The sequence below is a fragment of the Mesorhizobium sp. WSM3862 genome, from assembly GCF_002294985.1.
Classification (GTDB): Bacteria; Pseudomonadota; Alphaproteobacteria; order Rhizobiales; family Rhizobiaceae; genus Mesorhizobium.
This window is the reverse complement of record NZ_NSGE01000005.1, coordinates 214438-239145: the sequence shown is the minus strand read 5'-3', so window position 1 is coordinate 239145 and position 24708 is coordinate 214438. Positions and strand designations below refer to the sequence as shown.

Genomic DNA, 24708 nt, shown 5'->3' with positions numbered 1-24708 from the left:
ATGCTGCACGATCCCGCCCAGCTCGATCTGATGTTCCAGGCGCTTGCCGATCCCGCCCGGCGCCAGATGGTGGAACGTCTGTCGCGCGGACCGGCATCGGTCAGTCAGCTCGCCGAGCCGCTGGCGATGTCGCTGTCGGCCGTCGTCCAGCATCTCGCCGTTCTTGAGACGAGCGGGTTGGTGAGCACCGAGAAGCTTGGCCGGGTGCGAACCTGCCGGATCGAGCCAAACGCATTGCGGGCAGCCGAGCATTGGATCAACGAGCGGCGACTGGCCTGGGAACGCCGGCTCGACCGGCTCGGCGATTTTCTCACCGACATCAACGACCAAACCTGAAGGGATCAGTCATGACCGAACGATCCGTCGTCCATTCCACCTTCGTCATCGAACGCTTCTATCCGGCGTCGCGCGAAAGGGTCTATTTCGCGCTCAGCGATCCGGCGGCCAAGAAGCGCTGGTTTTTGATCCCGACGACCCGGTGCCGAGCCGGCATGAAATGGACTTTCGCATCGGCGGCAAGGAGGTGAATGCCGGCTGCCCGAGCGACGGGCAGACGCATTTCTTCAACGCCGTCTACCAGGACATCGTACCGAACAAACGCATCGTCTACAGCTATGAGCTGCTGTTCGGCGAAACCCGAGTCTCGGTTTCGCTGGCGACGATCGAGCTCATCGCGGAAGGCAAGGGAACGCGACTGATCCTGACGGAGCAAGGGGCCTTCTTCGACGGCATCGACTCGCCGGCCACGCGCGAGCATGGCACCGGCGAACTGCTCGACGCGCTTGGCGCGGCGCTGCAGGGAGCGAACTGAGGGCCTCTGGCTGGTGGCCAGCGGTCACTCTCCAGGGGAGAGTTCCCAGAACTGATCCAGCCAGACATTCAGCCTGAGGAAGCCGGCGGTGCTGACGGCGTAGACGCGTCTGGTGCCCTCGGCCCTGGCATTGACCAGACCGGCGTCGAGCAGGACTTTCAGATGCTGGGAAACGGCCGGGCGCGAAACCGGCAAACCGGCGGCCAACTCATTCACCGTCTTGGGACCGCGCCGGAGCTCTTCCAAGAGATAGCGCCGGTTGGGATCGGCTATCGCCACGAAAGCGTCGGAAAACATCATGCCTCATTTGTGGGGCAAAGTTCCCCAAATCTCAACCATCGGTTTCAACCTTTGTGCGCGGGTCGAGCCGCAAGGCTTCCGGCGTGACGGCGCGGTCGGCCGGCTGCGTCTTGAAGGCATCGCGGTTCTCGATCGGAACCGGCGCGCGGGCGCGGATGCGGAGCAGGGTGTAACCGGCAAGGCAGAGATGCGCGAGCGCGGTCGCAAGGAAGAGCGCTTCGGGGCGCAGCCAGCCCATCAAAGCGGCGGCCAGCAGCGGTCCGATCATGGTGCCGAAGCCATAGAGCAACAGCAGGCCGCCGGAAACCTTGACGAAATCCTCCGCCCGCGCGTGGTCGTTGGCATGCGCGACGGCGATCGAATAGAGCGTGTAGGCGAAGGCGCCGTAGGCGGCCGTCAGCAAGATGACGAAAACGCCGGAACGCGGCTCGACCAGAAAGACCAGCACGGCAAACAGTGCCGCGCCGAAGGCTGCGCCCGCCAGCACGAAACGGCGGTCCGTGGTGTCGGATAGCCGGCCCGCGGGGAGCTGCATGGCCGCGCCGGCGATGACCACCAGGCTCATCATCAGCGCGATCTCGGCGGTAGAGATGCCGATGCGGGCGCCATAGACGGCGCCGAGCGTGCCCCAAGCGCCATTGGCTATGCCAATCAGAAGGCAGGCAACCGCCGACACCGGCGAATTGGCGTAGAGGCCTTTGACGTCGAGCTTGACATCCTGCAGCGGCTTCGGATGCGACTGGGTCGATACCGCAGTCGGAAGGAGCGACAGGCAGAACAGGATGCCGGTGATCATGAACAGCGAGGCCGATTTCACATCGCCGCCGGCGACGATCATCTGGCCGCCCATGATCGAAGCATAGGTGACCATCATATAGAGGCCGAAGACGGTGCCGCGATTCTCGTTGGTGGCCTTCTCATTCAGCCAGCTTTCGATGACCATGAAGGCGCCGGCCATGGTGAAGCCGGTGAAGGCGCGCAGCAGGATCCAGAAATACTCGTCGATGATGAGACCGGTGAGGAGCGCAATGATTGCGCCGGAGGCGGCGAAGGCGCCGAACGCCCTGACATGGCCAGCACGGCGCACCAGCCGCGGCGCGAAGAAACAGCCAGTGACGAAGCCGCCGGCCCATGCCGTGCCCATCAGGCCGAGCGAGGCGGTCGAGAAACCCTCAAGCTGGCCGCGCAGCGGCAAAAGCAGGCCGTGAAGGCCGGAGGCCGCCAGCAGGAACGCGGTGCCGCGCAGCAGCGAGAGGATCGGTCGGTAGGTTGCGAACATAGGCTGATCCGGCTGGTAATTTCGAAGCGCAGGTCTGTTTGAGGGTGCAGCTCTGGCAGTCGCTTTCAGGCTTTTCCGGGGCGGCTGGCCATGCAGCCAGGATTATCCGCGGCGAAACAGTGCCTCGGCGGCGGATTTGGTGGCGCCCCTGGCGGCCCGCTCAGCTTCCAGCCTCGCGATCTCTTCGCGCAGCAGGTCAATGCGCTCGGACAAATCATCGACAGACAGCAGCGACAGATCCTGTCCGATCTCGTGTGGGCGGGGCTTCTTCCTGGGTTCGTCGTCGAAGATCGCCATCGTCGCTTCTCCCTGATTTCACCATTTGCCTGATTTGGTAATGAGCATACATAGGGCAGGGATGCCGATGCAAACAGCCGGCCAGCGGCATGAGGAAACGGGACAATTCATGGCAAGCGGACAGCATATTCCGGCAAAGATGACGGCGATCGCAATCTCGCAGCCTGGCGGTCCCAGGGTGCTGAAGCCGGAGACGCGCGACGTGCCCACGCCCGGCCCCGGCGAGGTCCTCATCCGCGTGCACGCGGCCGGCGTGAACAGGCCCGACGTGCAGCAGCGCAAAGGCGCCTATCCGCCGCCGCCCGGCGCCTCGGACCTGCCCGGGCTCGAGGCGGCCGGTGAGATCGCGGCGCTCGGTGACGAGATATCGCGCTGGCGCACCGGCGACCGGGTCTGCGCGCTGACGCCGGGCGGCGGCTATGCCGAATATGTCAAGGTCCACGCCGGCAGCGTGCTGCCGATCCCGGCGGGCTTTACCTATTCCGAGGCCGCGGCCGTGCCGGAGAACTACTTCACCGTCTGGCACAACGTGTTCGAGCGCGGCGGGCTGAAGAAAGGCGAGACGGTACTTGTCCATGGCGGCTCGTCCGGCATCGGCACGACGGCCATACAGCTCGCCTCGGCATTCGGTGCCTATGTCATCACCACGGCCGGCAGCAAGGAGAAGTGCGACGCCTGTCTTGGGCTCGGCGCCGACCGGGCGATCAATTATCGCCAGCAGGACTTCGTTGCCGAGGTCAAGGAAGCAACCGGCGGCCGGGGCGCCGACGTCATCCTCGACATGGTGGGCGGCGACTATGTGGCGCGCAACTACGATGCGGCGGCGGTCGAAGGACGCATCGTCCAGATCGCCGTACAGGCCGGTGCGGTCGCCAGCACCGACTTCGCAAAGCTCATGGTCAAGCGCCTTGTCCATACCGGCTCGACGCTTCGGCCGCGCACCGTCGAATTCAAGGCAGCCATCGCGGCGGCGCTCGAGGCTCAGGTCTGGCCGCTGCTCGGCACCCGCAAGGTCGCTCCGGTCATGGACATGATCTTCCCGCTGACGGAGGCCTGGCGGGCGCATGAGCGGATGGAGGAGGGCGAGCATATCGGCAAGATCGTCCTCGACGTCGGCTAGGATGTCGCCCGATATAGGTGAGGCCGGCCTGCAAGCAATTGTGTCCTGCGCTTCCGCTGCTCACGTACTTTCCTCGACGCATCCTGGGCGTTCGGATCCCTGGCGAGAGACTGAACAAAGGCCTAATGCTGCAATGCACAAAATGCATTGCCGCCATGCAAAAGAGTCCGTTCAATTCGTAGGCAAGGGTGCCTATTTACGCGGCATCGAACAACTGATCCCACGAATGGAGGACTGAAATGAACCCGATCCGCGCTTTCCGCAACTGGCGCCTCTACAATGAGACCGTGCGTGAGCTGAACAAGCTGAACGCCCGCCAGCTGAACGACCTCGGCATCAACCGCGGCGACATCGAGCGCATCGCCCGCCAGGCTCTTTGATTTGAAGCACGACCCGGCCGCAAGGCCGGGCCGTAGTCTCGAAGCCAGAGCCGTCGCAGACGCTTGCTCGTCTCCGGTTCCGAACCCGCTGGACTCCGTCCGGCGGGTTTTGTCTTTTTGGGTCCCAGCTGCTCCCCTGCCAAAAACATTGCGAAATCGTGACGGAGCGTTTATACAGGCCGCGAATTTCCCATTTTGGTGGCTCTAAAACCACCGCCCGCGCGGGAACGCGGGCGAACGAGAAGGATTTTGATATGGCCAATACGCTGCTGATGCCCAAGGCCACCGCCGTCTGGCTGGTCGACAACACCGCGCTCTCCTTCGAGCAGATCGCGCAGTTCTGCGGGCTGCATCCGCTGGAGGTCAAGGCGATCGCGGACGGCGAGTCGGCTCAGGGCATCAAGGGCATGGACCCGATCATGACCGGCCAGCTCACCCGCGACGAGATCGCGCGCGGCGAGAAGGATCCGAACCATCGGCTGAAACTCTCGGACCCCAAGGTCCGGGTGCCGGAATCGAAGCGCAAGGGCCCGCGCTACACGCCGCTGTCGAAGCGCCAGGACCGGCCGAACGCCATCCTCTGGCTGGTACGTAATCATCCCGAGCTCAAGGACGCGCAGATCGCGCGGCTGGTCGGCACGACCAAGTCGACGATCGAGCAGATTCGGGAGCGCCGGCATTGGAACTCGGCCAATCTGCAGCCGATGGATCCGGTGACGCTGGGCCTGACCTCGCAGATCGACCTCGACATGGAAGTCAACCGCGCCTCGCGAGGCCGCGAGCAGGCACAGCCGGTCGCCGGCGACACGCTGCTGCCGGCGGCGCTGACCGAAAGGCTGACGCCGGCTCCGGAGAAGCCGAAGGACGAGGATCAGGAGCTCGACGCCAATGCCGTGTTCGCCAAGCTTTCGGCGCTGAAGTCGAAGGACAAGAAAGAAGACGGGGAAGAGGAGTAAGGTCTCCCAGCCCGACAAAAAAGCCCGCTTCGCGCGGGCTTTTTTGTCGGCGGTGCCTGGGGAGGTCAGGTCCGCGCCGCTCGGTCGGGCGCCATGCCGTAATCCTCGCTGCGTTCCACGGCGCGATAGAAGTCGGCGAGCTGCTTGCCGCGCTCCGGCTTGTAGATACGCCCGGCAATCACCACCGAAGCGATGCGGTCGATGCGGAAGGCGCGAAAATCGTCGCGCATCTCGCACCAGGCGACCAGGGTCCATACCTTGCCCCAGAACCAGAGGCCCAGCGGCCGGATGTCGCGCGCCGTGCCGCGCCCGGCTTCGTCCGAGTAGTCGATGGTGAGCACCTGGCGCTTCTCGATGGCGCGCTCGATGAGGTCGATCGCCTCGCGCGCGGCATCGCTCACCACCCACATCGGCGTGTGGATCTCGGTGCGCGCGATGCGATCCTTTTCCGTGTCGGGCAGCACCGCGCCGATCTTGACCAGCGCCTCGTCGGCGGCCCTTGCCATCGCCGCGCCGCCAAAGGCGCGCACCATGCGGGCGCCGGCAACCAGCGCCACGATCTCGTCACGCGTGAACATCAGCGGCGGAAGGTCGAAACCTTCCCTCATCATGTAGCCGACACCCGCCTCGCCGTCGATCGGCACGCCGGTCGACTGCAAGTCGGCTATATCGCGGTAGATGGTCCGCTCGGACACCTCGAGCCACGTCCCGAGCTTCTGCGCGGTGACGAGTCTGCCTCCGCGCAGGTGCTGCACGATCTGGAAAAGCCTGTCGGCGCGGCGCATCGTTTGACCCCTTGGCTTCGGTTCTACGCATGCCGCGGTCCCAAAACCGGTTCCCGCAGGTTCGAGGCTGCTTCAATAACGCAAGCCTCCTGACAACATAGTGTCAGGAGGCTGCAGCCACTACCACCACCGGACAACGGCGTCTTTCCTGAAACCCAGCGTTTCAACCGACATTACATCTGGGCGCGGCATGGCCGCTATCCAAGTCATGCGCCGAAAATTTCAGTTCTCACGCACGCGGCCGTTATAAAGGTCCGGCCAACCGATGTCCTTGCGAATGTCCGCCGGCAAAGTGTTCAGGAAACGCTGGGTCCGGATCTCGTTCCGCACGGTGCGGATCTTGCCGACATAGTGCTGCACGCTACGCAAGATGGTAAAACCGTTCATGACCGAGCTCCTCTTTTTGACGAGAGGAGTATCTCACACCCCTGCTGACAGCAGTCTGTCAGCAGGGGTGCGAGGTAGCCGAAGCCGGCGCCAGAACGATCAGCACGGTCCCAGGGCGCCCCTTTGTTTGTCAGGAGCGATACGATGGTGAAAGCGCCCAAGAACCGCTTTGACAGCCGCCGAAGATGCTGGTCAAAGGCGGCATGACGAAACTGCTCGCCCTTGTCATCATCGGCATCATGCTCATCCAGATCATCAAGCCGCTCGGCTGGCCGGGGCTGAAGCGCCGCAGCGATTTCTGGAAGCTGGCGCTGCTTGCAATGGCCGCAATCTCGCTGGCGGCCGTGCTTGGGCATTGGACTTGAGGCACGTCGATTTGAGGTGAGGACGGCCTGCGAAGGGCGGCGCTGGCCCCCGCTGGTTCGACGCCTCAGCTGGGAGTGCGGCCCGCAAAACAAAATCCGGGCCTTGGCCCGGCCGGGCGTTGGACCGGGTTTTCAGCGCTTTAGACTAGGGAAAGCTCAAAGCGCGTCGACGCGCTTCAAGCCGTTGTTGATGCATGTCGTTGCCCCAGAATCGCTGCACACTTCTGGCGACATGCATTGCTATCAGGCGGCCTTTTCCAGCGCCGGCTGCCATTGTCCGAGCGCCGCCAGATGATTCATGTGGGCGCGATGGATGAAGGCAGCCTGGCCGGCGGCGACGTTCGACGCCTTGCCGCTCCAGGCCTTCTGCGCGGCCGCCTGCAGGGCGCGGCCGTAGGAGAAGGAGAGCTTCCACGGATGCGGGCCGATGACATTGATGGCGTTAAGGTTGGCCGTCGCTTCCTCGTCGTCCTGGCCGCCCGACAGGAAGGCAATGCCGGGCACCGCCACGGGCACGGTTTCGCGAAACAGCTTGATCGTCTTCTGGGCGACCGCTTCGGGACTGTCCTTCTTGCCCGATTTCTTGCCGGAGATGACCATGTTCGGCTTGAGGATGGTGCCTTCGAGCACCACGCGCGCGGCATAAAGCTCGCCATAGAGCTTCAGCAGGGTCGCCTTGCTCACCTCATAGCAGGTGTCGATCGAGTGGGCGCCGTCCATCAGCACTTCCGGCTCGACGATCGGCACGATGCCTGCCTCCTGGCAGAGCGCGGCGTAGCGTGCCAGCGCATGCGCGTTGGAGGCGATCGAGGTGGCTGACGGCACGCCCTTGGCGGTGTCGATGTCGATCACCGCGCGCCATTTGGCGAACCGGGCGCCGAGCTTATAGTAGTCCGCCAGCCGCTCGCGCAGGCCATCGAGACCCTCGGTGATGGTGTCGCCGGGAAAGCCGGCGAGAGGCTTGGCGCCGACATCGACCTTGATGCCCGGAATGGCGCCGGCGGCCTTGATGATGTCGACCAGCGGCGTGCCGTCGGCAGCCTTCTGGCGAATGGTCTCGTCATAGAGGATGACGCCGGAAATATACTTGGTCATCGCCTCCTTGGCGCGGAACATCATCTCGCGATAGTCGCGCCGATTGTCGGCGGTCGATTCGACGCCGATGACGTCGAAGCGCTTCTTGATGGTGCCGGAGCTCTCATCGGCGGCCAAAAGGCCCTTGCCATCCGCCACGATCGCGGCGGCAATGTCTTCGAGACGTTCGCTCATGGTGCTCTCCTAAGGTGCGTTTCATTCCGCGCTAGCAGAACACTACCGCCAAAGGAATGACGCCGAAAAGCTCGAATCGATTGAAAGTCTCGATAGCTGCGTCCGCTCGGAAAGTCTTGAATGACTCAGCGCTTCAGCACCTCGACGCCCGGCAGCGGCTTGCCTTCCATCCATTCGAGGAAGGCGCCGCCGGCGGTCGAGACATAGGTGAAATCGTCGGCGACGCCGGCATGGTTGAGCGCGGCCACCGTGTCGCCGCCGCCGGCGACCGAAACCAGCTTGCCCTCCTTTGTGCGGGCTGCCGCATGCTTTGCCGCAGCCACCGTGGCGCGGTCGAAGGGTTCGATCTCGAATGCACCGAGCGGGCCGTTCCAGACCAGCGTGGCAGCACGGTCGATCCAATCGGTGACGCTCTTCACGGTTTTCTCGCCGACATCGAGGATCATGCCGTCTGCGGGCACGTCGGAGATGGCGACGGTTTGGCTCGCGGCACCCGCCTTGAATTCCTTCGCCACGACGCCGTCGGCGGGCAGGATGATGGCGCAGCCGGCTTCGGCCGCCTCGATCATGATCTGCTTGGCGGTGGAGGCCAGGTCATGCTCGCAGAGCGATTTGCCGACATCGGTGCCGCGCGCGGCGAGGAAGGTGTTGGCCATGCCGCCGCCGATGACCAGCGCGTCGACCTTCTTCACCAGGTTCATCAAAAGATCGATCTTGGTCGAGACCTTGGCGCCGCCGACAATGGCCACGACGGGCCGCGCCGGGTTGCCGAGACCCTTTTCCAGCGCGTCGAGCTCGGCCTGCATGGTGCGGCCGGCATAGGCCGGCAGGCGGTGCGCCAGGCCTTCGGTCGACGCATGCGCGCGGTGCGCGGCGGAAAAGGCGTCGTTGACGTAGATGTCGCCATTGGCGGCGAGCCTTTCGGTGAAGGCCTGATCGTTCTTCTCCTCGGCCTTGTGGAAGCGGGTGTTTTCCAAAAGCAGGACGTCGCCATCCTTCATGGCGGCAACCGCGTCGGCGGCCTTGTCGCCGATGCAGTCGGAGGCGAAGCCGACCGGGCGGCCGAGCACTTCCGCCGTGGCGCGAGCGATCGGCTCCAGCGAGAATTCGGCCGACGGGCCGTCCTTCGGACGACCGAAATGCGCGAGCAGTATCACCCTGGCGCCTTTGCCGGAGAGCTCGGAAATGGTCGGCGCGATGCGCTCGATGCGGGTGGCGTCCGTCACCTTGCCGTCGGCGACGGGAACGTTGAGGTCGACGCGCACCAGGACGCGCTTGCCGCCAACGGCGCCGATATCGTCGAGTGTCTTGAAGCCGGCCATGGTCGTTCCTTTCCGCCAAAAACGCGGCGACCTTACCCGCCACCGGGCACGATGCAAGGCCTGGGTCACGCAGCGGGTGCAAAAATGGTGTCATTGTGTGACGTCAGCTCTCGCTGGCTGATTTTGGCGCTATGGGCTCGGACGTCGCCATTTTGTCCGGCTCGCTTTGGGGGACCTTGCCTGGCGCCGGTTTGCGCCAGCTGCGGATGAAGGCGGCGACGCGGTCGGCGATCTCGCCGGCGCTCAGGAAAACCGGCACGCGCGCCACCGGCGCGGTCGGCTCGAAGGACAGGCCGAGGCCGGTGATCCGGCCCTTCTCGTCGACATCGCGCACGATAAGCTCGATCGGGCCGATCATCACGCGGTCGGCATATTCGGCCTGGCCGCCGAGCCGCTCGGTGACCAGCGCCGCGACGGTGAGCTTCTGTTCGGCCTCGGTGAGGCCGGGTCCATAGGCGGCTTCGAGCTCGGCGGCGGAGCGGGCCGGATCGACGGCAAAGGCGCCAAAGAAGTCGGCATCCTCGGGGTCGACGACGGCGCGGCTGGCGAAGAGCTTGTCGAGCAAGCGCGGATAGCGGTCCGGCACGAAGATGTAGACCTGATCGCCGGCGGCGAGCCGGCCCATGTCCTGGAACCGCATGGAGCGGCCATCGCGCAGCACCAGCGAAGGCCTCGCCCAGCGCGGGATGCGTTCGCCGCGCGCCACCGGACTACCGGGGGCGACGCGATAGGCGAGCAGCTCGTGGTGGGCCGAGCCCGGCAGCTCGAGCTCGACCTTGTCGAGCGGTCCAAGCCTTGCCGGCACAATGAGGCCGAGACGGCGCGCCAGCGGACCGACGGTCCAGCCCTGCACCACCAGCGAGACCAGCACGATGATGAAGGCGACATTGAAGATGAGGCGACCGTTGGCGAGGCCGCCGAGCAGTGGCGTGATGGCAAGCAAGATCGAAACGGCGCCGCGCAACCCGACCCAGGAGACGAAGGCGACCTCCGGACGTGGCAGGCGGAACGGCATCAGGCAGAGCCAGACGGCCAAGGGCCGCGCCACGAAGATCAGGAACAGGCCGAGCAGGATCGCCGGCAGCAGGATCGCTGGGAATTGCGAGGGCGTGGCAAACAGGCCGAGGATCAAAAACATGATGATCTGCGCCAGCCACGACATGCCGTCCTGGAAGCGCTTCAGGATGGTGACGGCGCGAATGTCGGAATTGCCGGCGACGAGGCCGGCGAGATACACCGCAAGGAAGCCCGAGCCGCCGACGGCGCCGGCTGCGGCGAACACCATCAGCGACAGCGTCAGCACGAAGATCGGCAGCAGGCCATGGTCGAGGTTCAGTCGCTCGACGAGGCGCACGATCGCCAAGCCGCCGAGCACGCCGATGATGGCGCCGAGTCCCATGTTGATGAAGAAGCCGATCACCAAACTGGTGGCGAGAACGTTTGCCTCAGGGTTGGCATGCGCGGCGATGATCTCGACCAAAGAGATGGTGAGGAAGATGGCGATCGGATCATTGGTGCCGGATTCAACCTCGAGCGTCGAACGGACGCGCTCGCGCAAATGGATTTCCCCGGCGCGCAGCAGGAAGAACACCGCCGCTGCGTCGGTCGAGGCGACGGCGGCGCCGAGCAGCGAGGATTCCAGCCAGCTGAGATTGAGGAGGTAGTAGGCGGCGACGCCGAAGATGCCGGTGGTCAGGAGGACGCCGACGGTGGCCAGCGACAGCGCCGGCCCGGCCGCCTGGCGCAAGGCGTTGAGCGGCGTGCCGAAACCGGAATCGAACAGGATAATGGCCAAAGCCAACGAGCCGGCGAAGTAAGCCAGCCGCGCATTGTCGAATTCGATGCCAAGGCCGTCGACGCCGGTGGCAAGGCCAATGCAGAGGAAGAGGAGCAGCAGGGGCGCGCCGAAGCGGAAGGCGATCAGGCTCGAAAAGGCGGCGGCGACAACAAGCGCTGTGCCGACCAGCGTCACGAGATAGATCGCATGCTCCATCCGGAATTGCCCCTCAAATCCGCGTCCCTCCCGCTTTACGGCAGAGTGGGGCGAAGACATGACCAGTGCAAGGCGGCAGCGTGGCTTTTTTGCCCCATGCCGCTGCGTCGAACGAAAACGCCCGGCCGAAGCCGGGCGTTTCACACGATCAAAAAGGAAGCCCTGAGGTCAGGCGATGGTCTTGCCGAAGGCGACAGCCGTGTCGCCCATGCGGTTCGAGAAGCCCCATTCGTTGTCGTACCAGGAGAGTACCGAGACGAAGTTGCCGTCCATGACCTTGGTCTGGTCGAGCGCCGCGATCGAGGAGTGCGGATCGTGGTTGAAATCGATCGAGACGTTCGGGTGATGGGTGACCGAGAGCACGCCCTTCAGCTTGCCCTTGGAGGCGGCGATCAGCGCTTCGTTGATCTCCTGCGCGGTGGTCGAGCGCTTGGCGATGAATTTGAAATCGACGACCGAGACGTTCGGGGTCGGCACGCGGATGGAGATGCCGTCGAGCTTGCCCTTGAGGTCGGGCAGGACCAGACCGATCGCCTTGGCGGCACCGGTCGAGGTCGGGATCTGCGACAGCGCCGCGGCGCGGGCCCGGTAAAGGTCCTTGTGCATGGTGTCCAGCGTCGGCTGGTCGCCGGTGTAGGAGTGGATCGTCGTCATCATGCCCTTCTCGATGCCGACGGTCTCGTGCAGCACGGCGGCAAGCGGGGCCAGGCAGTTGGTGGTGCAGGACGCGTTGGAGATGACGACGTGGTCCTTGGTCAGCTTGTCGTGGTTGATGCCGTAGACGACCGTGAGATCGGCGCCTTCGGCCGGGGCCGAGACGATGACGCGCTTGGCGCCGGCCGTCAGATGCGCGGCAGCCTTGTCGCGCGCAGTGAAGATACCGGTGCATTCGAGCGCGATGTCGATGCCGAGATCCTTCCAGGGCAGCTGGGTCGGATCCTTGATGGCGGTGACCTTGAACTTTTCCTTGCCGACGGAGATCTGGTCGCCGTCGACCGTCACTTCATGCGGGAAGCGGCCATGCACGCTGTCGTAGCGGAGCAGATGCGCGTTGGTCTCGACCGGCCCGAGGTCGTTGACGGCAACGACGTCGATGTCCTTGCGGCCGGATTCATGAATGGCGCGCAGGATGTTGCGGCCGATGCGGCCAAATCCGTTGATGGCAACTCTGACGGTCATGTTTCTCTCCCTGGGGGCTGGAAAGTGGATGGGTCCGCTGCTTCATAGCGGCGGGCGTGCAAAGAATCCAGCCGCAGAAGCCGGAATTTAAATCGATTAGGTTGGTCCAGTCCGGCGACTTCCTTTGAATGGGCTTCGCCGGACGGGGCGTTGCTTTTTATGCATGCCGCTCGAGATCGCTGCGCGCTTTGAGCGACATGCGATGGCTCATTTGCCGTGCAGGCGCGCCTCCACGGCCTTCGCGGCGGCCTCGGCGGTGATGCCGAAATGCGGATAGAGCTGCTCGATCGAGCCGGAGGCGCCGAAGCCGGTCATGCCGACGAAGATGCCGTCGATACCGATCAGGTGGTCCCAGCCCTGGCGGATGCCGGCCTCGATAGCGACCTTCACCTTGGCGTTGCCGATGGTCTTCCTGCGATAGTCCTCCTCCTGCTGGTCGAACAGCTCGAAGCAGGGCACCGATACGACGCGGGTCGGATGGCCGTGTTTTTCGAGCAACTCGCGGGCGCCAAGGGCGACCTCGACCTCCGAGCCCGTGGCGAAGATCGTCACGGCCGCCTCGCCGTTTGCCGCGGCAAGCTCATAGGCGCCCGAGGCGCTGAGGTTCTTCTCGCTGTGTTCGCTGCGCACGGTCGGCAGGTTCTGGCGGGTCAGCGCGAGCGTCGAAGGCGTCTTTTCGGACTCCAGCGCCAGCTGCCAACATTCCGCCGTCTCGACCGCGTCGGCCGGGCGGAAGACGTTGTGGTTCGGAATGGCGCGTAGTGCGGCCAGATGCTCGACCGGCTGGTGGGTCGGGCCGTCCTCGCCGAGGCCGATCGAGTCATGGGTCATGACGAAGATCGAGCGGATGCCCATCAGCGAGGCAAGGCGCATCGACGGGCGGGCATAGTCCGAAAAACACAAGAAGGTGCCGCCATAGGCGATCAGGCCGCCATGCAGGGTCAACCCGTTGATGGCCGCCGCCATGCCGTGCTCGCGGATGCCGTAATGAACATAGCGCTGGCCGTAGTCGTCCGGAGTGATGTTCTTGGTCTGGCTGGTCTTGGTGTTGTTGGAGCCGGTGAGGTCGGCCGAGCCGCCGATGGTTTCGGGAACAGCGCCGTTGATCACTTCCAGCGCCATTTCCGAGGACTTGCGGGTGGCCACCTTCGGCTTGTCGGCCGAAAGCTTCTTCTTGTACTCGGCGATGACGGCGTCGAAATTGTCCGGCAGCTTGCCGGCGAGGCGGCGCTCGAATTCGCCCTTCAGCTTGGCGTCGGCCTTGGCAAGGCGGCCTTCCCAATCGGCGCGCGCCTTGGCGCCGGCGGTGCCGACGCCGCGCCAGGCGTCGAGGATGTCGGCCGGAATCTCGAAGGGCGGCGATTCCCAGTTGAAGAATTTGCGGGCGCCGGCGATTTCGTCGGCGCCGAGCGGCGAGCCATGCGCCTTGTTGGTGCCGGCCTTGGTTGGGGCCCCGAAGCCGATGGTCGTCTTGCAGGCGATCATCGTCGGCTTGTCGGAATGGCGGGCGGCTTCGATGGCGTAGGCGATGGCTTCCGGATCGGTGCCGTCGATGTGGCTGGCGTTCCAGCCGCTGGCCTGGAAGCGGGCGACCTGGTCGGTGTTGTCGGCGAGCGAGACCGGGCCGTCGATCGAGATGTTGTTGTTGTCCCAGAAGACGATCAGCTTGTTGAGCTTGAGATGGCCCGCGAGCGCGATGGCTTCCTGGGAGACGCCTTCCATCAAGCAGCCGTCACCGGCCAGCACATAGGTGTAGTGGTCGACCAGGTCGTCGCCGAAGGCGGCGTTCATGATGCGCTCGCCGAGCGCGAAGCCGACCGAGTTGGCGAGGCCCTGGCCGAGCGGACCGGTGGTGGTCTCGATGCCGGCGGCATGGCCGTATTCGGGATGGCCGGCGGTCTTCGATCCTAGTTGGCGGAAGTTCTTGATCTGGTCGATCGTCATGTCCTCATAGCCGGTGAGGTACAGGAGCGAATAGAGCAGCATCGAGCCGTGACCGGCCGACAGGATGAAACGGTCGCGATCGGCCCAGTGCGGGGCCCTGGCGTCGAATTTCAGGAAGCGGGTGAACAGCACCGTAGCGATGTCGGCGCAGCCCATGGGCAGGCCGGGGTGGCCGGAATTGGCCTTCTCGACGGCGTCCATGGAAAGAAAACGGATCGCATTGGCCATCCGATCATGTTGTTCACGCGAGGTCATGCTTCCTCCGGAATAGGGGTTGGAGCCTTGGGAGAGCCCGTGGAAAGGGTGCGCGACACATAGCAGGCGCGGCCTTCGAGTCAACAAATCGGTGCTTTTTTGCCGGCCTTGTGAAGGCGCCGGCGACGCTACATTAGCGTTAGCGGGGGACAGTCGCGAGAGCTTTATTGACGCGCGCTTCACCCGGCGCCTAATCTTTCCGAGATAACGCGTTCTGAACGCGAGCGATTCGGTGACGGGCAGGGCATAGGACGAAGGCCATGACCGGGGAAACGACCCTCAAGGAAGTCATCGCCAGGCTAGGCAAAGCCATGGAGGGACTGGAAAACGCCGTGGCGGCGCGGCTCGAGCATGAGCGCGACTATTCCGAAGCCGAGGCCGAGGTGCAGCGCATGAACGCCGACCGCTCGCGGCTGGCGCAGGAGCTCGACAATTCCGAGGCGCGCGCCGAACGGCTGGAAGACGCCAACAAGGAAGTGTCGCGCCGGCTGGTGACCGCCATGGAAACCATTCGCGCGGTACTGGACAGGTAAGCCAATGGCACAGGTCACCGTTTCCATCGACGGCAAGCAGTACAGGATGGCTTGCGACGAGGGCCAGGAAGAGCATCTGATCGACCTCGCCGAGCGCTTCGACCGGTATGTCATGCATTTGAAGGATTCGTTCGGCGAGATCGGCGACCAGCGGCTGACAGTCATGGCCGGCATCATGGTGATGGATGAGCTTTCGGAGCTCAACAAGCGGGTCAAGGGCATGGAGAGCGAGGTGCTGACGCTGCGCAAGACGCGCGACGAGGCGCTGACCAAGGCCGACAAGAGCGACAGCGTGCTGACGACCGCGCTCGCGGCACTTGCGCAGCGCATGGAAGACCTTGCGACGACGCTGGCGGTGAAGAAGGCTTAAGCCCGCCAATCCCCTGCGTCCACTATGGAAATTCTGCTGTCTTTTCCAGGAAAAGCAGAAATTTTTCCGTCGTTCCGATCACGCTTGCAGACACAAGCCTTTTGAACCGTTCCTTCCGGCGGTATAGAAGCTGACGCGCGCCGCTGGGGTTGGCCCATGCCGGCGCCATGTTACAGGGTAGGGAGCCCGCGATGAGCCTTCGTATCAACGATATCGCGCCGGATTTCACGGCCGAGACCACGCAAGGGACGATCAATTTCCATCAATGGATCGGTGACGGCTGGGCAGTGCTCTTCAGCCATCCGAAGAACTTCACGCCGGTTTGCACGACCGAGCTCGGCACGATGGCCGGGCTCGAGGGCGAATTCAAAAAGCGAAACGTCAAGATCATCGGCATTTCCGTCGATCCGGTGTCGAGCCACGACAAATGGCAGGCCGACATCAAGACAGCTACCGGCCAGACGGTGAACTATCCGCTGATCGGCGACAGGGACCTCGCCGTCGCCAAGCTTTACGAGATGCTGCCGGCGGGCGCCGGCGAGAGCTCTGAAGGCCGCACGCCGGCCGACAACGCCACGGTGCGCTCGGTCTACGTCATCGGCCCGGACAAGAAGATCAAGCTGGTGCTGACCTATCCGATGACCACCGGCCGCAACTTCGATGAGATCCTGCGCGTCATCGATTCCATCCAACTGACGGCCAAGCACCAGGTCGCGACGCCGGCAAACTGGAAGCAGGGCGAGGACGTGATCATCACCGCCGCCGTCTCCAACGAGGACGCGATCAAGCGCTTCGGCGCCTACGAGACGGTGCTGCCGTATCTGAGGAAGACCAAGCAGCCCTCGGCGTGAGCTTTTTACCTTCTCCCCGTTCAACGGGGAGAAGGTGCCCGAAGGGCGGATGAGGGGCGGCGCGGCGATCGATAGATGAGCGCCAAGCTGCTCGGAGATTTTTGCTGAGCAATCAACCTTGCAGCGTCGGCGCTGCCCCTCATTGTCCTGCCGGACATTTCTCCCCGTATCGTGACGGGGAGAAAGGGCTTGTTTCGCCGCCTTCGCCAATCGCAGGCGTTGGAACGTATGGTCGGACCGCAAAAGTGCGAAGCCGGAGGTCGACGAGTTAATATACCAATTCTGACTGCTCGCGTACGATCAACGCGTCGATGAAGGGTCGTCTGAAAACTTTTTGTTTGGGTAATAGCGCTTCTTCTGCCGTTTTAGCTGATAGAACAGTGTTCCGTGTATACCATTAACTTCGGTTTTTCTTTGTAAACCTCTACTTAAACTTTCTTGAACCTGCTTCGCCCTTTTGCTCCCAACGCGCTTAAAGAAATCCTCAATGAACTCGATATCCTGACCATTCGGAAAAATTAACTCAAAATCTTCATCTGAAACTGCATAGATATTGTACGCGGTGTTGTCGGCGCCATCGATTAACTGAACATTTTTCATTGACGCATCGCTCTGCACATGTGTCTGCTCGTTCAGAGCGCTAAATTTCCTACGCCGATACCTGTCGTAATACGGATAGCAACATTTGCCAAGGCTTTGGCGGTGCAACTCGCAAACGTGCCAAATTCTCTTCTTGTCTTGGCGGGAAGACATTTGCATCTGCCTTTGCGAAGCTTGCCAAATCGCAGGTGTTGCAACGTTAAAAAACGGCGGCGCCAGACGCTGGCGCCGCCGTTTTGTCTTTGCGTAATGCCTCGAGCTTTTACGCCGCCGGCTGCGCTTCGATGGTGCGCAGCGCCTGGTTTTGACGCTTGGCCGCGGCCTTGACCGCGTCCTGCACCTTCTCGAAGGCGCGCACCTCGATCTGGCGCACGCGCTCGCGGCTGATGTCGAACTCGGCCGACAGCTCTTCCAGCGTCAGCGGCTCTTCGGCCAGACGACGCGCCTCGAAGATGCGCCGCTCGCGGTCGTTGAGCACCGACAGCGCGCCCGACAGCATCGAGCGCCGGTTTTCCAGCTCGTCCTGCTCGATCAGCATCTCTTCCTGGCTTTCGTGATCGTCGACCAGCCAGTCCTGCCATTCACCGGACTCACCTTCGCTCGCCCTGATGGGGGCGTTGAGCGAAGCGTCGCCCGACAGGCGACGGTTCATCGACACCACTTCGGCCTCGGAAACGTTGAGACGCGTGGCGATCTCGGCGATCTGGTCGGGCTTGAGGTCGCCGTCGTCGAGCGCCTGGATCCGGCCCTTCACCTTGCGCAGGTTGAAGAACAGGCGCTTCTGGTTGGCGGTGGTGCCCATCTTGACCAGGCTCCACGAGCGCAGGATGTATTCCTGGATCGAGGCCTTGATCCACCACATAGCGTAGGTGGCGAGCCGGAAGCCGCGCTCCGGTTCGAATTTCTTGACAGCCTGCATGAGGCCGACATTGCCTTCCGAGATCACCTCGCCGATCGGCAGGCCGTAGCCGCGATAGCCCATGGCAATCTTGGCGACGAGCCGCAAATGGCTGGTGACGAGCTTGTGCGCGGCGGAAGTGTCCTGATGCTCGGCATAACGCTTGGCGAGCATGTACTCTTCCTGGGGCTGAAGCATCGGAAAGCGACGGATTTCTTCCAGGTAGCGGGCGAGACCGCCTTCACCGGAAACGATACTGGGTAGTGACTGGGCCATGATAGCGCCCCCTCTCTATTGGAGTGATGCCCCCGTAACGCGGCGGGCATGTGACGCGAATGCCAATCGGCTCATTCGCGGCAACTGCTGTATATAGGAACAAAACCAGAAAGGACAGGCATTTGTTCAACACGAAACAGTGTGTCACGCTGAAGTGAACAACGCCAGTCAGGTTTTTTGATGGCTGGTTTGAAGCGTCTTGATGGCGGTTCAGAGCATTCGAAAGCCGCCGACAAGTTCCTCCATGTCCCTCGGCATCGGCGCCTCGAACCGCATCGGTAGATGGGTGGTCGGGTGTCGGAATTCAAGGAGCCAGGCATGGAGCGCCTGCCTGGAAAATGCCTTGACCTCGCCTTTCAGCGGTTCCGGCAGCCGGTTGGCCTTGGTGCGGAAGGCCTGGCCGTACTCCGGATCGCCGACCACCGGATGACCGATATGCGCCATATGCACCCTGATCTGGTGCGTGCGGCCGGTCTCGAGGCGGCATTCGATCAGACTTGCGGTGGTGAATTCCTTCTGCCGCCCGCCGAAACGCTCGACGACGGTGAAATGGGTGACGGCATGCCGGGCGTCGTCCCGGCCTTCGGGAACCACCGCGCGCCGCACCCGGTCGGCGGCGCGGCCGAGCGCGGCCTCGACGGTGGCGGTCGGCCGCTGCGGAATGCCCCAGACCAGCGCCAGATAGGCGCGTTCGAGGTCGCCCGTCCGGCCATGATCGGCGAAGGCCTCGGACAGTGCCTTGTGGGCGCGGTCGGTCTTGGCCACCACCATGACGCCGCTGGTTTCCTTGTCCAGCCGGTGGACGATGCCCGGTCGCCTGACGCCGCCGATGCCGGAAAGACTGTCGCCGCAATGATGGATCAGCGCGTTGACCAGTGTGCCGGTCCAGTTGCCGGCGCCGGGATGCACAACCAGCCCCGCCGGCTTGTTGACGACGATCAGCTCGTCGTCCTCGTAAAGGATGTCGAGAGGAATGGCCTCGCCTTGCGGCTCGGCAGGCTCCGGCTGCGGCATGATGACCGCGACACGCTCGCCCGGCGCCATCTTGCGCTTTGCCTCTTCGACCGGCTTGCCGGCGATCGTAACCGCACCCTGCTTGATGAGGGCCTGCACGCGGCTGCGTGAGATCTCCGGGCCGAGCTGGGCGGTGAGCCACTGGTCGAGGCGCTGGCCTGCGGCATCGGCGCCGGTTTCCAGCTCCACCGCTCCACCCAACTCATCGCCCGGCAATTGATCCTGTCTCAAAATCGGGGCCCTATCAAAATCGAGGTCTCTTCGCTATGAGCGCTCATCGAAACCCGTTGCGGATTGTTTAGTCATGGCCCGGCCGATCGCCGAAGAAGATGAGGAGAAGCCGCTCGACCCTGCGGCCGAAAAAGTGCGCCGGAAGCTCATCCGCTTCATGATCGTCAATCTCGGTCTTCTGTTCCTCGCCCTTATGGTGGTGATCGGAGCCCTTGTCTACAAAGCCCGCAATGCGCCCGGCGCCGGATCGGTGCATGCCGGCGATGTCCAGGCTCCGGCCGGCGCGCCCCTCTCCGGCGATATCGTGCTGCCGGTCGGCGCCAAGGTGGTCAGCCAGGCACTGTCCGGCAACCGCCTGTCGATCGATGCCGAGCTCGCCGACGGCAGCCGTTCCATCTTTCTCTACGACATTGCCGAGCGCCGCGTCATCGGCCAGTTCGCGATTCGCAACAAATGAGCGGCTTTGCCGATAACCGCAGCATTGCGACCGTGGCGCTCGTCGTCGAAAACTATGACGAGGCGATAGCCTGGTATGTCGAGCGGCTTGGCTTCGTGCTGAGCGAGGATGTCGACCTCGGCGGCGGCAAGCGCTGGGTGACGGTCACGCCGGCAAACAGGCAGGGCGCGCGGCTGCTCTTGGCGGCAGCCTCCGGCGAGAGGCAGGCAAGCCGCATCGGTGACCAGACCGGCGGCCGGGTGTTTCTTTTTCTCGAAACGGACGACTTCGCCCGCGACCATCAGGCGATGCTTGGCAGGGGCGTCGAATTCCGCGAGGCGCCGCGCTTCGAGCCCTATGGCACGGTGGCGGTGTTTGTCGATCTCTACGGCAATCTCTGGGATCTGATCGAGCCGAAACGGCAGGGTTGACGAGGGCAGTCCGCAAAGTCCGCGAACAGTCCGAAACCCCAGTTGCTTTTTTCCGGCCTTCATCCTATGTAGCCGGTTCTTGAGCGCGCCCATCGTCTAGCGGTCAGGACACCGCCCTCTCACGGCGGGAACAGGGGTTCGATTCCCCTTGGGCGTACCATTGATTCCAATAATTTAGCTGCTTTGAACGACGACGCGTCGAATAGCGATCGAGAAGCCTTAGCCAGGCAATGCGCGAAGGAACACACAGCACCGTCGGCCGTTTGCCTTTCTTTCAGTGAAAGGATGAGACATGCCGACACCCGCTGAGCTCGAAGCGAAATTCTGGAAAGCACTGAAATCTGACATGACGATGATGATCGGCCTCGACGGCTCCAACATCATCCCTCGGCCCATGACGGCACAACTGGAGAAGGACGATACCGGTCCGATCTGGTTTTTCACGGCGAAAGACACGGAGCTTCCGATGGGCCTTTCCGGCGGCGACCAGGCAACGGCCACGTTCGTCTCCAAGGGACATGACCTCTTCGCAACGGTGCAGGGCAAGCTTCGCGTCGACAATGATCGGGCTGTGATCGATCGGCTCTGGAACCCCTATGTCGAAGCATGGTTCGAGGGCGGCAAAGACGATCCGAAACTCACGCTGTTGCGCTTCGATCTGGACCGAGCCGAAATCTGGCTCGATGCGTCGAGCGTGGTTTCGGGCATCAAGATGCTGCTCGGATATGACCCGAAGCAGGAATACAAGGATAATGTCGCCAAGGTCGACCTTTAGGGGCCGGTCGCGACAGGCTGTCGACCGCGTAATTTCTGCTTGATTCTCGGTTGATGCGGCAAAGGCCTCCAGCCTGGAATGCAACCACGCATCCACTCTATGGGCTCGCGACCAGAATGAACCGCGCCAGTTTGCGGCGGCAATGCGTTACGCACCGGGATGGAAGATAGGCGCACGAATCCGCCACTGGCGCGCGCCTGGCGTTATACTCGACGTTATCGGAGCGGCGCTTTTTGCCCCTGGGCTTTGAAGCCCCTGTTTCCGCGCTGTCCCATGAGGGGAAGGCGCTGCGCTATTTCCCGGTAAGAAACGGCGTGGCTCAGTCATGCGATAGCGTCTAGGCACCGATTCGGCCTTGGCTACCATCCCAATTGGATTATCTGGGAAAGATCGGCGATGTCGCCATAGATCATCGAGCCTTTGACGAGAAAACACTTGCCATGCAAGACCTCGGACAGTGAGCTCGACGCGGTGCAAACCGGCAAAACTTTATGGCCATTGGCTTCGGTCGGGCCGATGCTGATGACGAGGAAAGCAATCGCAACGAGAGTCGTTCTGCTCATATCCAACCCCTCAAGCCTACTAGCTGCCAGGGCTGCAAAACCGGTTGCCTCCTCAAAGTAGCATCGGGCAATGATGGGATTCATCGTATCGATTGGAGAAGCGGCTCATCTATCTGCCGTAGGCGCAAAGACGGATAGCTCCCCGCCTGTTCAGTGACTTCCACCAGGCGGGCTAGCGCTTCTTTGTTTCCCAGCCAAACTACAACCCCTCGAATTGCCCACCACCTCGGTGCTTGAATTCCTCGAACTTCTTCAAAGCGTTCAGGAGCTTCACGACGTGCATCTATCGCGCTTGCTGAAAAAGGCGGCGCGGAACAGTGCAGCCTAAAGGTTGGGGGGGCCCGGCCTGTGGCGTATCGGGGGACCTAGGGCAGACAGGCCGGGCCTTTTACCCCATGTGGGCAAGGGGCATGCGCCACCTTTCGACGGCTGACATCAGAACTTTAGGCGTAGCTAATAAACTCCGTCGCGATTAATGAGCGCAAGCGAGGGACCTTTGGTTGCCTCTGCGGCTACACCCCTGATGGGATTGACCGCTCATAGTCAGCACGCTCCCAAACGGAAGCGGCAAACCGCTCACCTGCGAAAGCGGGATGAGTTGCGCCATGACCGTTGCAAGTCCTCGCGCTTCTCAAGACAGGCTTTTCGCAAACGCTGACGGACTTGGAGTGTGACCTTGCCGCGCCATCAACGCTGTGGTGGCACCGGATCGAGCAGGGTGACATCGTCGGGCCCCGCGGGTGGCAGTTCGCCATTGGGCGTCAGCTTGTTGACCGCCTCGGGCAAGTCCCTGGTTATCCTGGCTATCAGCTCATCGCGGGACAGGCCGGTCTGCATTGAAAGAGAAGCCAGTGTTTCGTCGTCTATTGCCGCCTCGACCTCTTTCGGCTCGATCGGCTGGTTGGGTCCGCTACTAACCCAAGAATCCACCTTGGAACCGGCTCCCGCATTTCTGAAGCGGTCGACAATATCCCCAAGCGCCGTCCCCGATACGCCTTTGGACAGCTGATCCAAGATCCCTCCCTGCAGACTGTTTGGATCGCGATTTCCCGCGCCACGGAGCAGCTCTCCGATCTTGTCGCGATTTTGGTAGGCGAGAATGCCCAATATGGCGACAGCCAGTCGTCCCAGGTTTGCCATTGATTGCCTCCCAGTAATTACAAGGGAAGAGCCGGTGATCACAAAGGTTCCGTCTAACGTGAAAAGTTTGCCGAGAGGCCAGCAAGTGAGGTCATCTTGCAATCAACAGGCTGGATCACGAGCCGCTTGATTTAGACGCATAAACTCCTGGACGAAGGCCGCTCGGAAAGCCGCAAAAATCTCCGGTGGCACCCCCTTCAACCTGCTTGCCACTGGCGACAAGCCATACTGAAAGAATCCTGCTGGCCGCGATCCCTATTGGCTTTTGTTCAGGAGCGTGGCGGGACCGAAAACCGGCAGCCGGTCCTAGGGAAAAGAGTGCCGGTACTCCTCGCTAAATCAAACCGCGCTCGGAACAAAGGTGTCGGTCGCTTGTTGGGTTCGCAGCACATCTGCCCAACTAGGAACTTCTCCATGAAAAATCGCCATCTACTGGTTGCGCTGACCACAGCCGCCGCCATCACATTTGCAGTGCCTGCCTTTGCCGCCGACGATGCCCAGGGGTTCGTCGACAAGGCTGCCAGCGGGGGCATGTTCGAGGTCGAGTCGAGTAAGATCGCCCAAGGCAAAGCCCAGGATCAGGCGGTCAAAGACTTCGCCCAAAAGATGATCGACGATCATGGGGCGGCCAATGCAAAACTCGAAACGATTGCCGGCGAGCAGAAGCTCAAAGTGCCCGCCGAGACGGATGCCAAGCACAAGAGCGACCTCGACGCCCTTCAGAACGGCAAGGATCCGGTCGAAAAGACCTATGTGCAGATGCAGCGTGATGCGCACGCGGATGCCGTGGAGCTGTTCGAGAACTACGCCAAGGATGGCGACAATCCCCAGCTCAAGGCGTTCGCATCGGAGACCTTGCCCACACTCAAAATGCATAAGGAAATGATCGAGAAGATCGCTTCCACCATGGACGATGAAACCGGCACGACGACGAGTTCGACAACTCCCGCCGTCACCACGACCGACACAAAAAATCCGGCTGCTCCGGTGCCAGGCGCCAATAGCTTCACCGAAGACCAGGCCAAGAGCCGGATCCAGGATGCCGGCTTCTCGGATGTCTCAGCGCTAACCAAGGACGATCAAGGCATCTGGCGCGGTCAGGCCACCAAGGACGGAAAGAAGACAACCGTGGCGCTCGATTATCAAGGCAACGTCGTTGCCGGCAGCAACTGAAACGGATTGGAGTTCAACCATGAGAACCGTGACCGGACTATTTGACAATTATGAGGACGCTTCCGATGCCGTCGGTGAACTCGAAGCCATCGGCGTTCCGCATTCCGACATCAGCATCGTCGCCAATAACTCGACCGGCTGGTACCAAGATGATCGCTCGAATGCCGCCGAAGATGCGGCTGGCGGCGCCGGTGTGGGCGCCCTCATTGGCGGCGCCGGCGGGTTGCTGACGGGGCTTGGGATCATGGCTATCCCAGGCGTGGGCCCTGTTGTCGCCGCAGGGTGGCTCGCCGCTACCGCTGCAGGCGCATTGGGGGGCGCAGTTGTCGGCGGGGCTGCCGGGGGCATCGTCGGAGCCCTTACCGACTCCGGGGTCCCGGAAGGGATGCTCATGTCTACGCCGAAGGTGTGCGCCGCGGCGGGACGTTGGTCACGGCCAGGGTCGACGACGCGTTGGCCGGCGAAGCCGAGAGCATCCTCGGCCAATCAAGATCAGTGAACTTGGAAGATCGCCGCAGTGCCTACGAAGCGGACGGTTGGAGGAGCTTTGACGCTGGCGCCGAAAACTACACCGCCGACGAGATCGAACGCGATCGAGCGCGCTACGCAAATCGCGTTTGACCATATTCGCCCCCAGGCGAAAGGCCTGGGGGCTTCACGCTCTGGCGCGTAGACAGCGCCTCCATGCTGGAGCAACCGAGTTCGGTCATCCGCTCAATAAAGTTCTCTGCGGCCTCGACGCGCGAGCCAGCTGTGATGCGGGGAGTGAAAAGTG

General features: G+C 62.7%; 29 protein-coding genes, 1 tRNA gene and 1 pseudogene. 16 read left to right on the top strand and 15 right to left on the bottom strand.

Annotation, left to right across the window (positions count from 1 at the left end):
* The 3 genes from CK224_RS16865 to CK224_RS16860 are packed head-to-tail and all read left to right on the top strand — an operon-like array spanning position 1 to position 811.
* Entirely contained in the window at positions 1-336 is a 336-nt protein-coding gene (locus CK224_RS16865) for a metalloregulator ArsR/SmtB family transcription factor (RefSeq protein ID WP_067002018.1), read from the top strand.
* Positions 337-347: 11 nt separating this feature from the next.
* Entirely contained in the window at positions 348-527 is a 180-nt protein-coding gene (locus CK224_RS32520) for a hypothetical protein (protein ID WP_348628397.1), read from the top strand.
* Positions 497-811: an SRPBCC domain-containing protein gene (locus CK224_RS16860; protein ID WP_348628396.1), complete on the top strand. Its 315-nt coding sequence runs from the start codon at positions 497-499 to the stop codon at positions 809-811. Before CK224_RS32520 ends, CK224_RS16860 begins: the two co-directional genes overlap by 31 nt.
* Before the next feature lie 24 nt (positions 812-835).
* Here the strand turns inward: CK224_RS16860 and CK224_RS16855 are convergent, their stop codons facing one another.
* The 3 genes from CK224_RS16855 to CK224_RS16845 form a co-directional block, all read right to left on the bottom strand.
* Positions 836-1111: a metalloregulator ArsR/SmtB family transcription factor gene (locus CK224_RS16855; protein WP_067002023.1), complete on the bottom strand. Its 276-nt coding sequence runs from the start codon at positions 1109-1111 to the stop codon at positions 836-838.
* A 31-nt stretch (positions 1112-1142) separates the two neighbouring features.
* Positions 1143-2390 carry an MFS transporter gene (locus tag CK224_RS16850; protein WP_067002026.1) on the bottom strand — a complete coding sequence of 416 codons (1248 nt, stop codon included), beginning with the start codon at positions 2388-2390 and terminating at the stop codon, positions 1143-1145.
* 102 nt (positions 2391-2492) lie between these two features.
* The gene (locus tag CK224_RS16845; protein ID WP_067002029.1) at positions 2493-2687 is read right to left on the bottom strand and encodes a DUF1192 domain-containing protein; all 195 of its coding nucleotides are present in this window, start codon (positions 2685-2687) and stop codon (positions 2493-2495) included.
* A gap of 109 nt (positions 2688-2796) precedes the next feature.
* Here CK224_RS16845 and CK224_RS16840 point away from each other — a divergent pair, with 109 nt between their 5' ends.
* From CK224_RS16840 to CK224_RS16830, 3 genes are all read left to right on the top strand, one after another.
* Positions 2797-3807, top strand: a complete 1011-nt coding sequence (locus CK224_RS16840; protein WP_095782791.1) for an NAD(P)H-quinone oxidoreductase — start codon at positions 2797-2799, stop codon at positions 3805-3807.
* Between the two features lie 239 nt (positions 3808-4046).
* Positions 4047-4187 (top strand): DUF1127 domain-containing protein, encoded by a 141-nt coding sequence (locus tag CK224_RS16835; protein WP_067002031.1) that lies wholly within the window; start codon positions 4047-4049, stop codon positions 4185-4187.
* 254 nt (positions 4188-4441) lie between these two features.
* A complete protein-coding gene (locus CK224_RS16830; protein WP_067319324.1) occupies positions 4442-5143 on the top strand; it encodes a DUF1013 domain-containing protein in 702 nt (233 codons plus the stop codon).
* A 65-nt stretch (positions 5144-5208) separates the two neighbouring features.
* Here the strand turns inward: CK224_RS16830 and CK224_RS16825 are convergent, their stop codons facing one another.
* A complete protein-coding gene (locus CK224_RS16825) occupies positions 5209-5928 on the bottom strand; it encodes a YafY family protein (RefSeq protein ID WP_059189944.1) in 720 nt (239 codons plus the stop codon).
* Positions 5929-6150: 222 nt separating this feature from the next.
* Positions 6151-6315: a hypothetical protein gene (locus CK224_RS16820; protein ID WP_082953649.1), complete on the bottom strand. Its 165-nt coding sequence runs from the start codon at positions 6313-6315 to the stop codon at positions 6151-6153.
* A 185-nt stretch (positions 6316-6500) separates the two neighbouring features.
* Here CK224_RS16820 and CK224_RS16815 point away from each other — a divergent pair, with 185 nt between their 5' ends.
* The gene (locus CK224_RS16815) at positions 6501-6680 is read left to right on the top strand and encodes a hypothetical protein (RefSeq protein ID WP_176477937.1); all 180 of its coding nucleotides are present in this window, start codon (positions 6501-6503) and stop codon (positions 6678-6680) included.
* A 243-nt stretch (positions 6681-6923) separates the two neighbouring features.
* Here CK224_RS16815 and CK224_RS16810 read toward each other — a convergent pair whose 3' ends face one another.
* The 5 genes from CK224_RS16810 to tkt all read right to left on the bottom strand — a co-directional run bounded on the left by CK224_RS16810 (position 6924) and on the right by tkt (position 14642).
* Positions 6924-7949, bottom strand: a complete 1026-nt coding sequence (locus tag CK224_RS16810; RefSeq protein WP_095782513.1) for a class I fructose-bisphosphate aldolase — start codon at positions 7947-7949, stop codon at positions 6924-6926.
* A 125-nt stretch (positions 7950-8074) separates the two neighbouring features.
* Positions 8075-9271 (bottom strand): phosphoglycerate kinase, encoded by a 1197-nt coding sequence (locus CK224_RS16805; protein ID WP_095782512.1) that lies wholly within the window; start codon positions 9269-9271, stop codon positions 8075-8077.
* Between the two features lie 103 nt (positions 9272-9374).
* Positions 9375-11264, bottom strand: coding sequence for a potassium/proton antiporter (locus CK224_RS16800; protein WP_095782511.1), 1890 nt, complete (start codon positions 11262-11264; stop codon positions 9375-9377).
* Between the two features lie 168 nt (positions 11265-11432).
* Positions 11433-12443: a type I glyceraldehyde-3-phosphate dehydrogenase gene (gene gap / locus CK224_RS16795; protein ID WP_067002042.1), complete on the bottom strand. Its 1011-nt coding sequence runs from the start codon at positions 12441-12443 to the stop codon at positions 11433-11435.
* A gap of 207 nt (positions 12444-12650) precedes the next feature.
* Complete coding sequence (tkt, locus tag CK224_RS16790; RefSeq protein WP_095782510.1) at positions 12651-14642, bottom strand: transketolase; 1992 nt, start codon at positions 14640-14642, stop codon at positions 12651-12653.
* Between the two features lie 260 nt (positions 14643-14902).
* On the opposite strand from tkt, the gene CK224_RS16785 reads away from it, so the two are divergent.
* The 3 genes from CK224_RS16785 (at position 14903) to CK224_RS16775 (ending at position 16396) form a co-directional block, all read left to right on the top strand.
* The gene (locus tag CK224_RS16785) at positions 14903-15175 is read left to right on the top strand and encodes a DUF4164 domain-containing protein (protein ID WP_040973690.1); all 273 of its coding nucleotides are present in this window, start codon (positions 14903-14905) and stop codon (positions 15173-15175) included.
* A gap of 4 nt (positions 15176-15179) precedes the next feature.
* On the top strand, positions 15180-15545 hold the full coding sequence (locus CK224_RS16780) for a cell division protein ZapA (RefSeq protein WP_067002048.1): 366 nt from the start codon (positions 15180-15182) through the stop codon (positions 15543-15545).
* 191 nt (positions 15546-15736) lie between these two features.
* Entirely contained in the window at positions 15737-16396 is a 660-nt protein-coding gene (locus CK224_RS16775) for a peroxiredoxin (RefSeq protein WP_095782509.1), read from the top strand.
* Between the two features lie 300 nt (positions 16397-16696).
* Here the strand turns inward: CK224_RS16775 and CK224_RS16770 are convergent, their stop codons facing one another.
* The 3 genes from CK224_RS16770 to CK224_RS16760 all read right to left on the bottom strand — a co-directional run bounded on the left by CK224_RS16770 (position 16697) and on the right by CK224_RS16760 (position 19373).
* On the bottom strand, positions 16697-17014 hold the full coding sequence (locus tag CK224_RS16770; protein ID WP_197504270.1) for a hypothetical protein: 318 nt from the start codon (positions 17012-17014) through the stop codon (positions 16697-16699).
* 244 nt (positions 17015-17258) lie between these two features.
* Positions 17259-18170 (bottom strand): RNA polymerase sigma factor RpoH, encoded by a 912-nt coding sequence (rpoH, locus tag CK224_RS16765; protein WP_067002056.1) that lies wholly within the window; start codon positions 18168-18170, stop codon positions 17259-17261.
* 210 nt (positions 18171-18380) lie between these two features.
* The gene (locus CK224_RS16760; protein WP_245425970.1) at positions 18381-19373 is read right to left on the bottom strand and encodes an RluA family pseudouridine synthase; all 993 of its coding nucleotides are present in this window, start codon (positions 19371-19373) and stop codon (positions 18381-18383) included.
* Positions 19374-19488: 115 nt separating this feature from the next.
* Between CK224_RS16760 and CK224_RS16755 the strand changes: the two genes are divergently transcribed.
* From CK224_RS16755 to CK224_RS16740, 4 genes are all read left to right on the top strand, one after another.
* Positions 19489-19872, top strand: coding sequence for a fimbrial protein (locus tag CK224_RS16755; protein ID WP_067002059.1), 384 nt, complete (start codon positions 19489-19491; stop codon positions 19870-19872).
* Entirely contained in the window at positions 19869-20282 is a 414-nt protein-coding gene (locus tag CK224_RS16750; protein ID WP_095782507.1) for a VOC family protein, read from the top strand. Before CK224_RS16755 ends, CK224_RS16750 begins: the two co-directional genes overlap by 4 nt.
* Before the next feature lie 85 nt (positions 20283-20367).
* Positions 20368-20442, top strand: a tRNA-Glu gene (locus tag CK224_RS16745).
* A 132-nt stretch (positions 20443-20574) separates the two neighbouring features.
* Complete coding sequence (locus CK224_RS16740) at positions 20575-21057, top strand: pyridoxamine 5'-phosphate oxidase family protein (protein ID WP_095782506.1); 483 nt, start codon at positions 20575-20577, stop codon at positions 21055-21057.
* Between the two features lie 359 nt (positions 21058-21416).
* Here the strand turns inward: CK224_RS16740 and CK224_RS16735 are convergent, their stop codons facing one another.
* Both CK224_RS16735 and CK224_RS16730 read right to left on the bottom strand, forming a co-directional pair.
* Positions 21417-21704 carry a hypothetical protein gene (locus CK224_RS16735; protein WP_245307357.1) on the bottom strand — a complete coding sequence of 96 codons (288 nt, stop codon included), beginning with the start codon at positions 21702-21704 and terminating at the stop codon, positions 21417-21419.
* Between the two features lie 603 nt (positions 21705-22307).
* Positions 22308-22760 carry a YidB family protein gene (locus CK224_RS16730; protein WP_067319306.1) on the bottom strand — a complete coding sequence of 151 codons (453 nt, stop codon included), beginning with the start codon at positions 22758-22760 and terminating at the stop codon, positions 22308-22310.
* A gap of 414 nt (positions 22761-23174) precedes the next feature.
* Between CK224_RS16730 and CK224_RS16725 the strand changes: the two genes are divergently transcribed.
* Both CK224_RS16725 and CK224_RS16720 read left to right on the top strand, forming a co-directional pair.
* Positions 23175-23933 (top strand): DUF4142 domain-containing protein, encoded by a 759-nt coding sequence (locus tag CK224_RS16725; protein WP_095782505.1) that lies wholly within the window; start codon positions 23175-23177, stop codon positions 23931-23933.
* Between the two features lie 19 nt (positions 23934-23952).
* Positions 23953-24554 (top strand): annotated as a pseudogene (locus CK224_RS16720) (hypothetical protein).
* Positions 24555-24708: the final 154 nt, after the last annotated feature.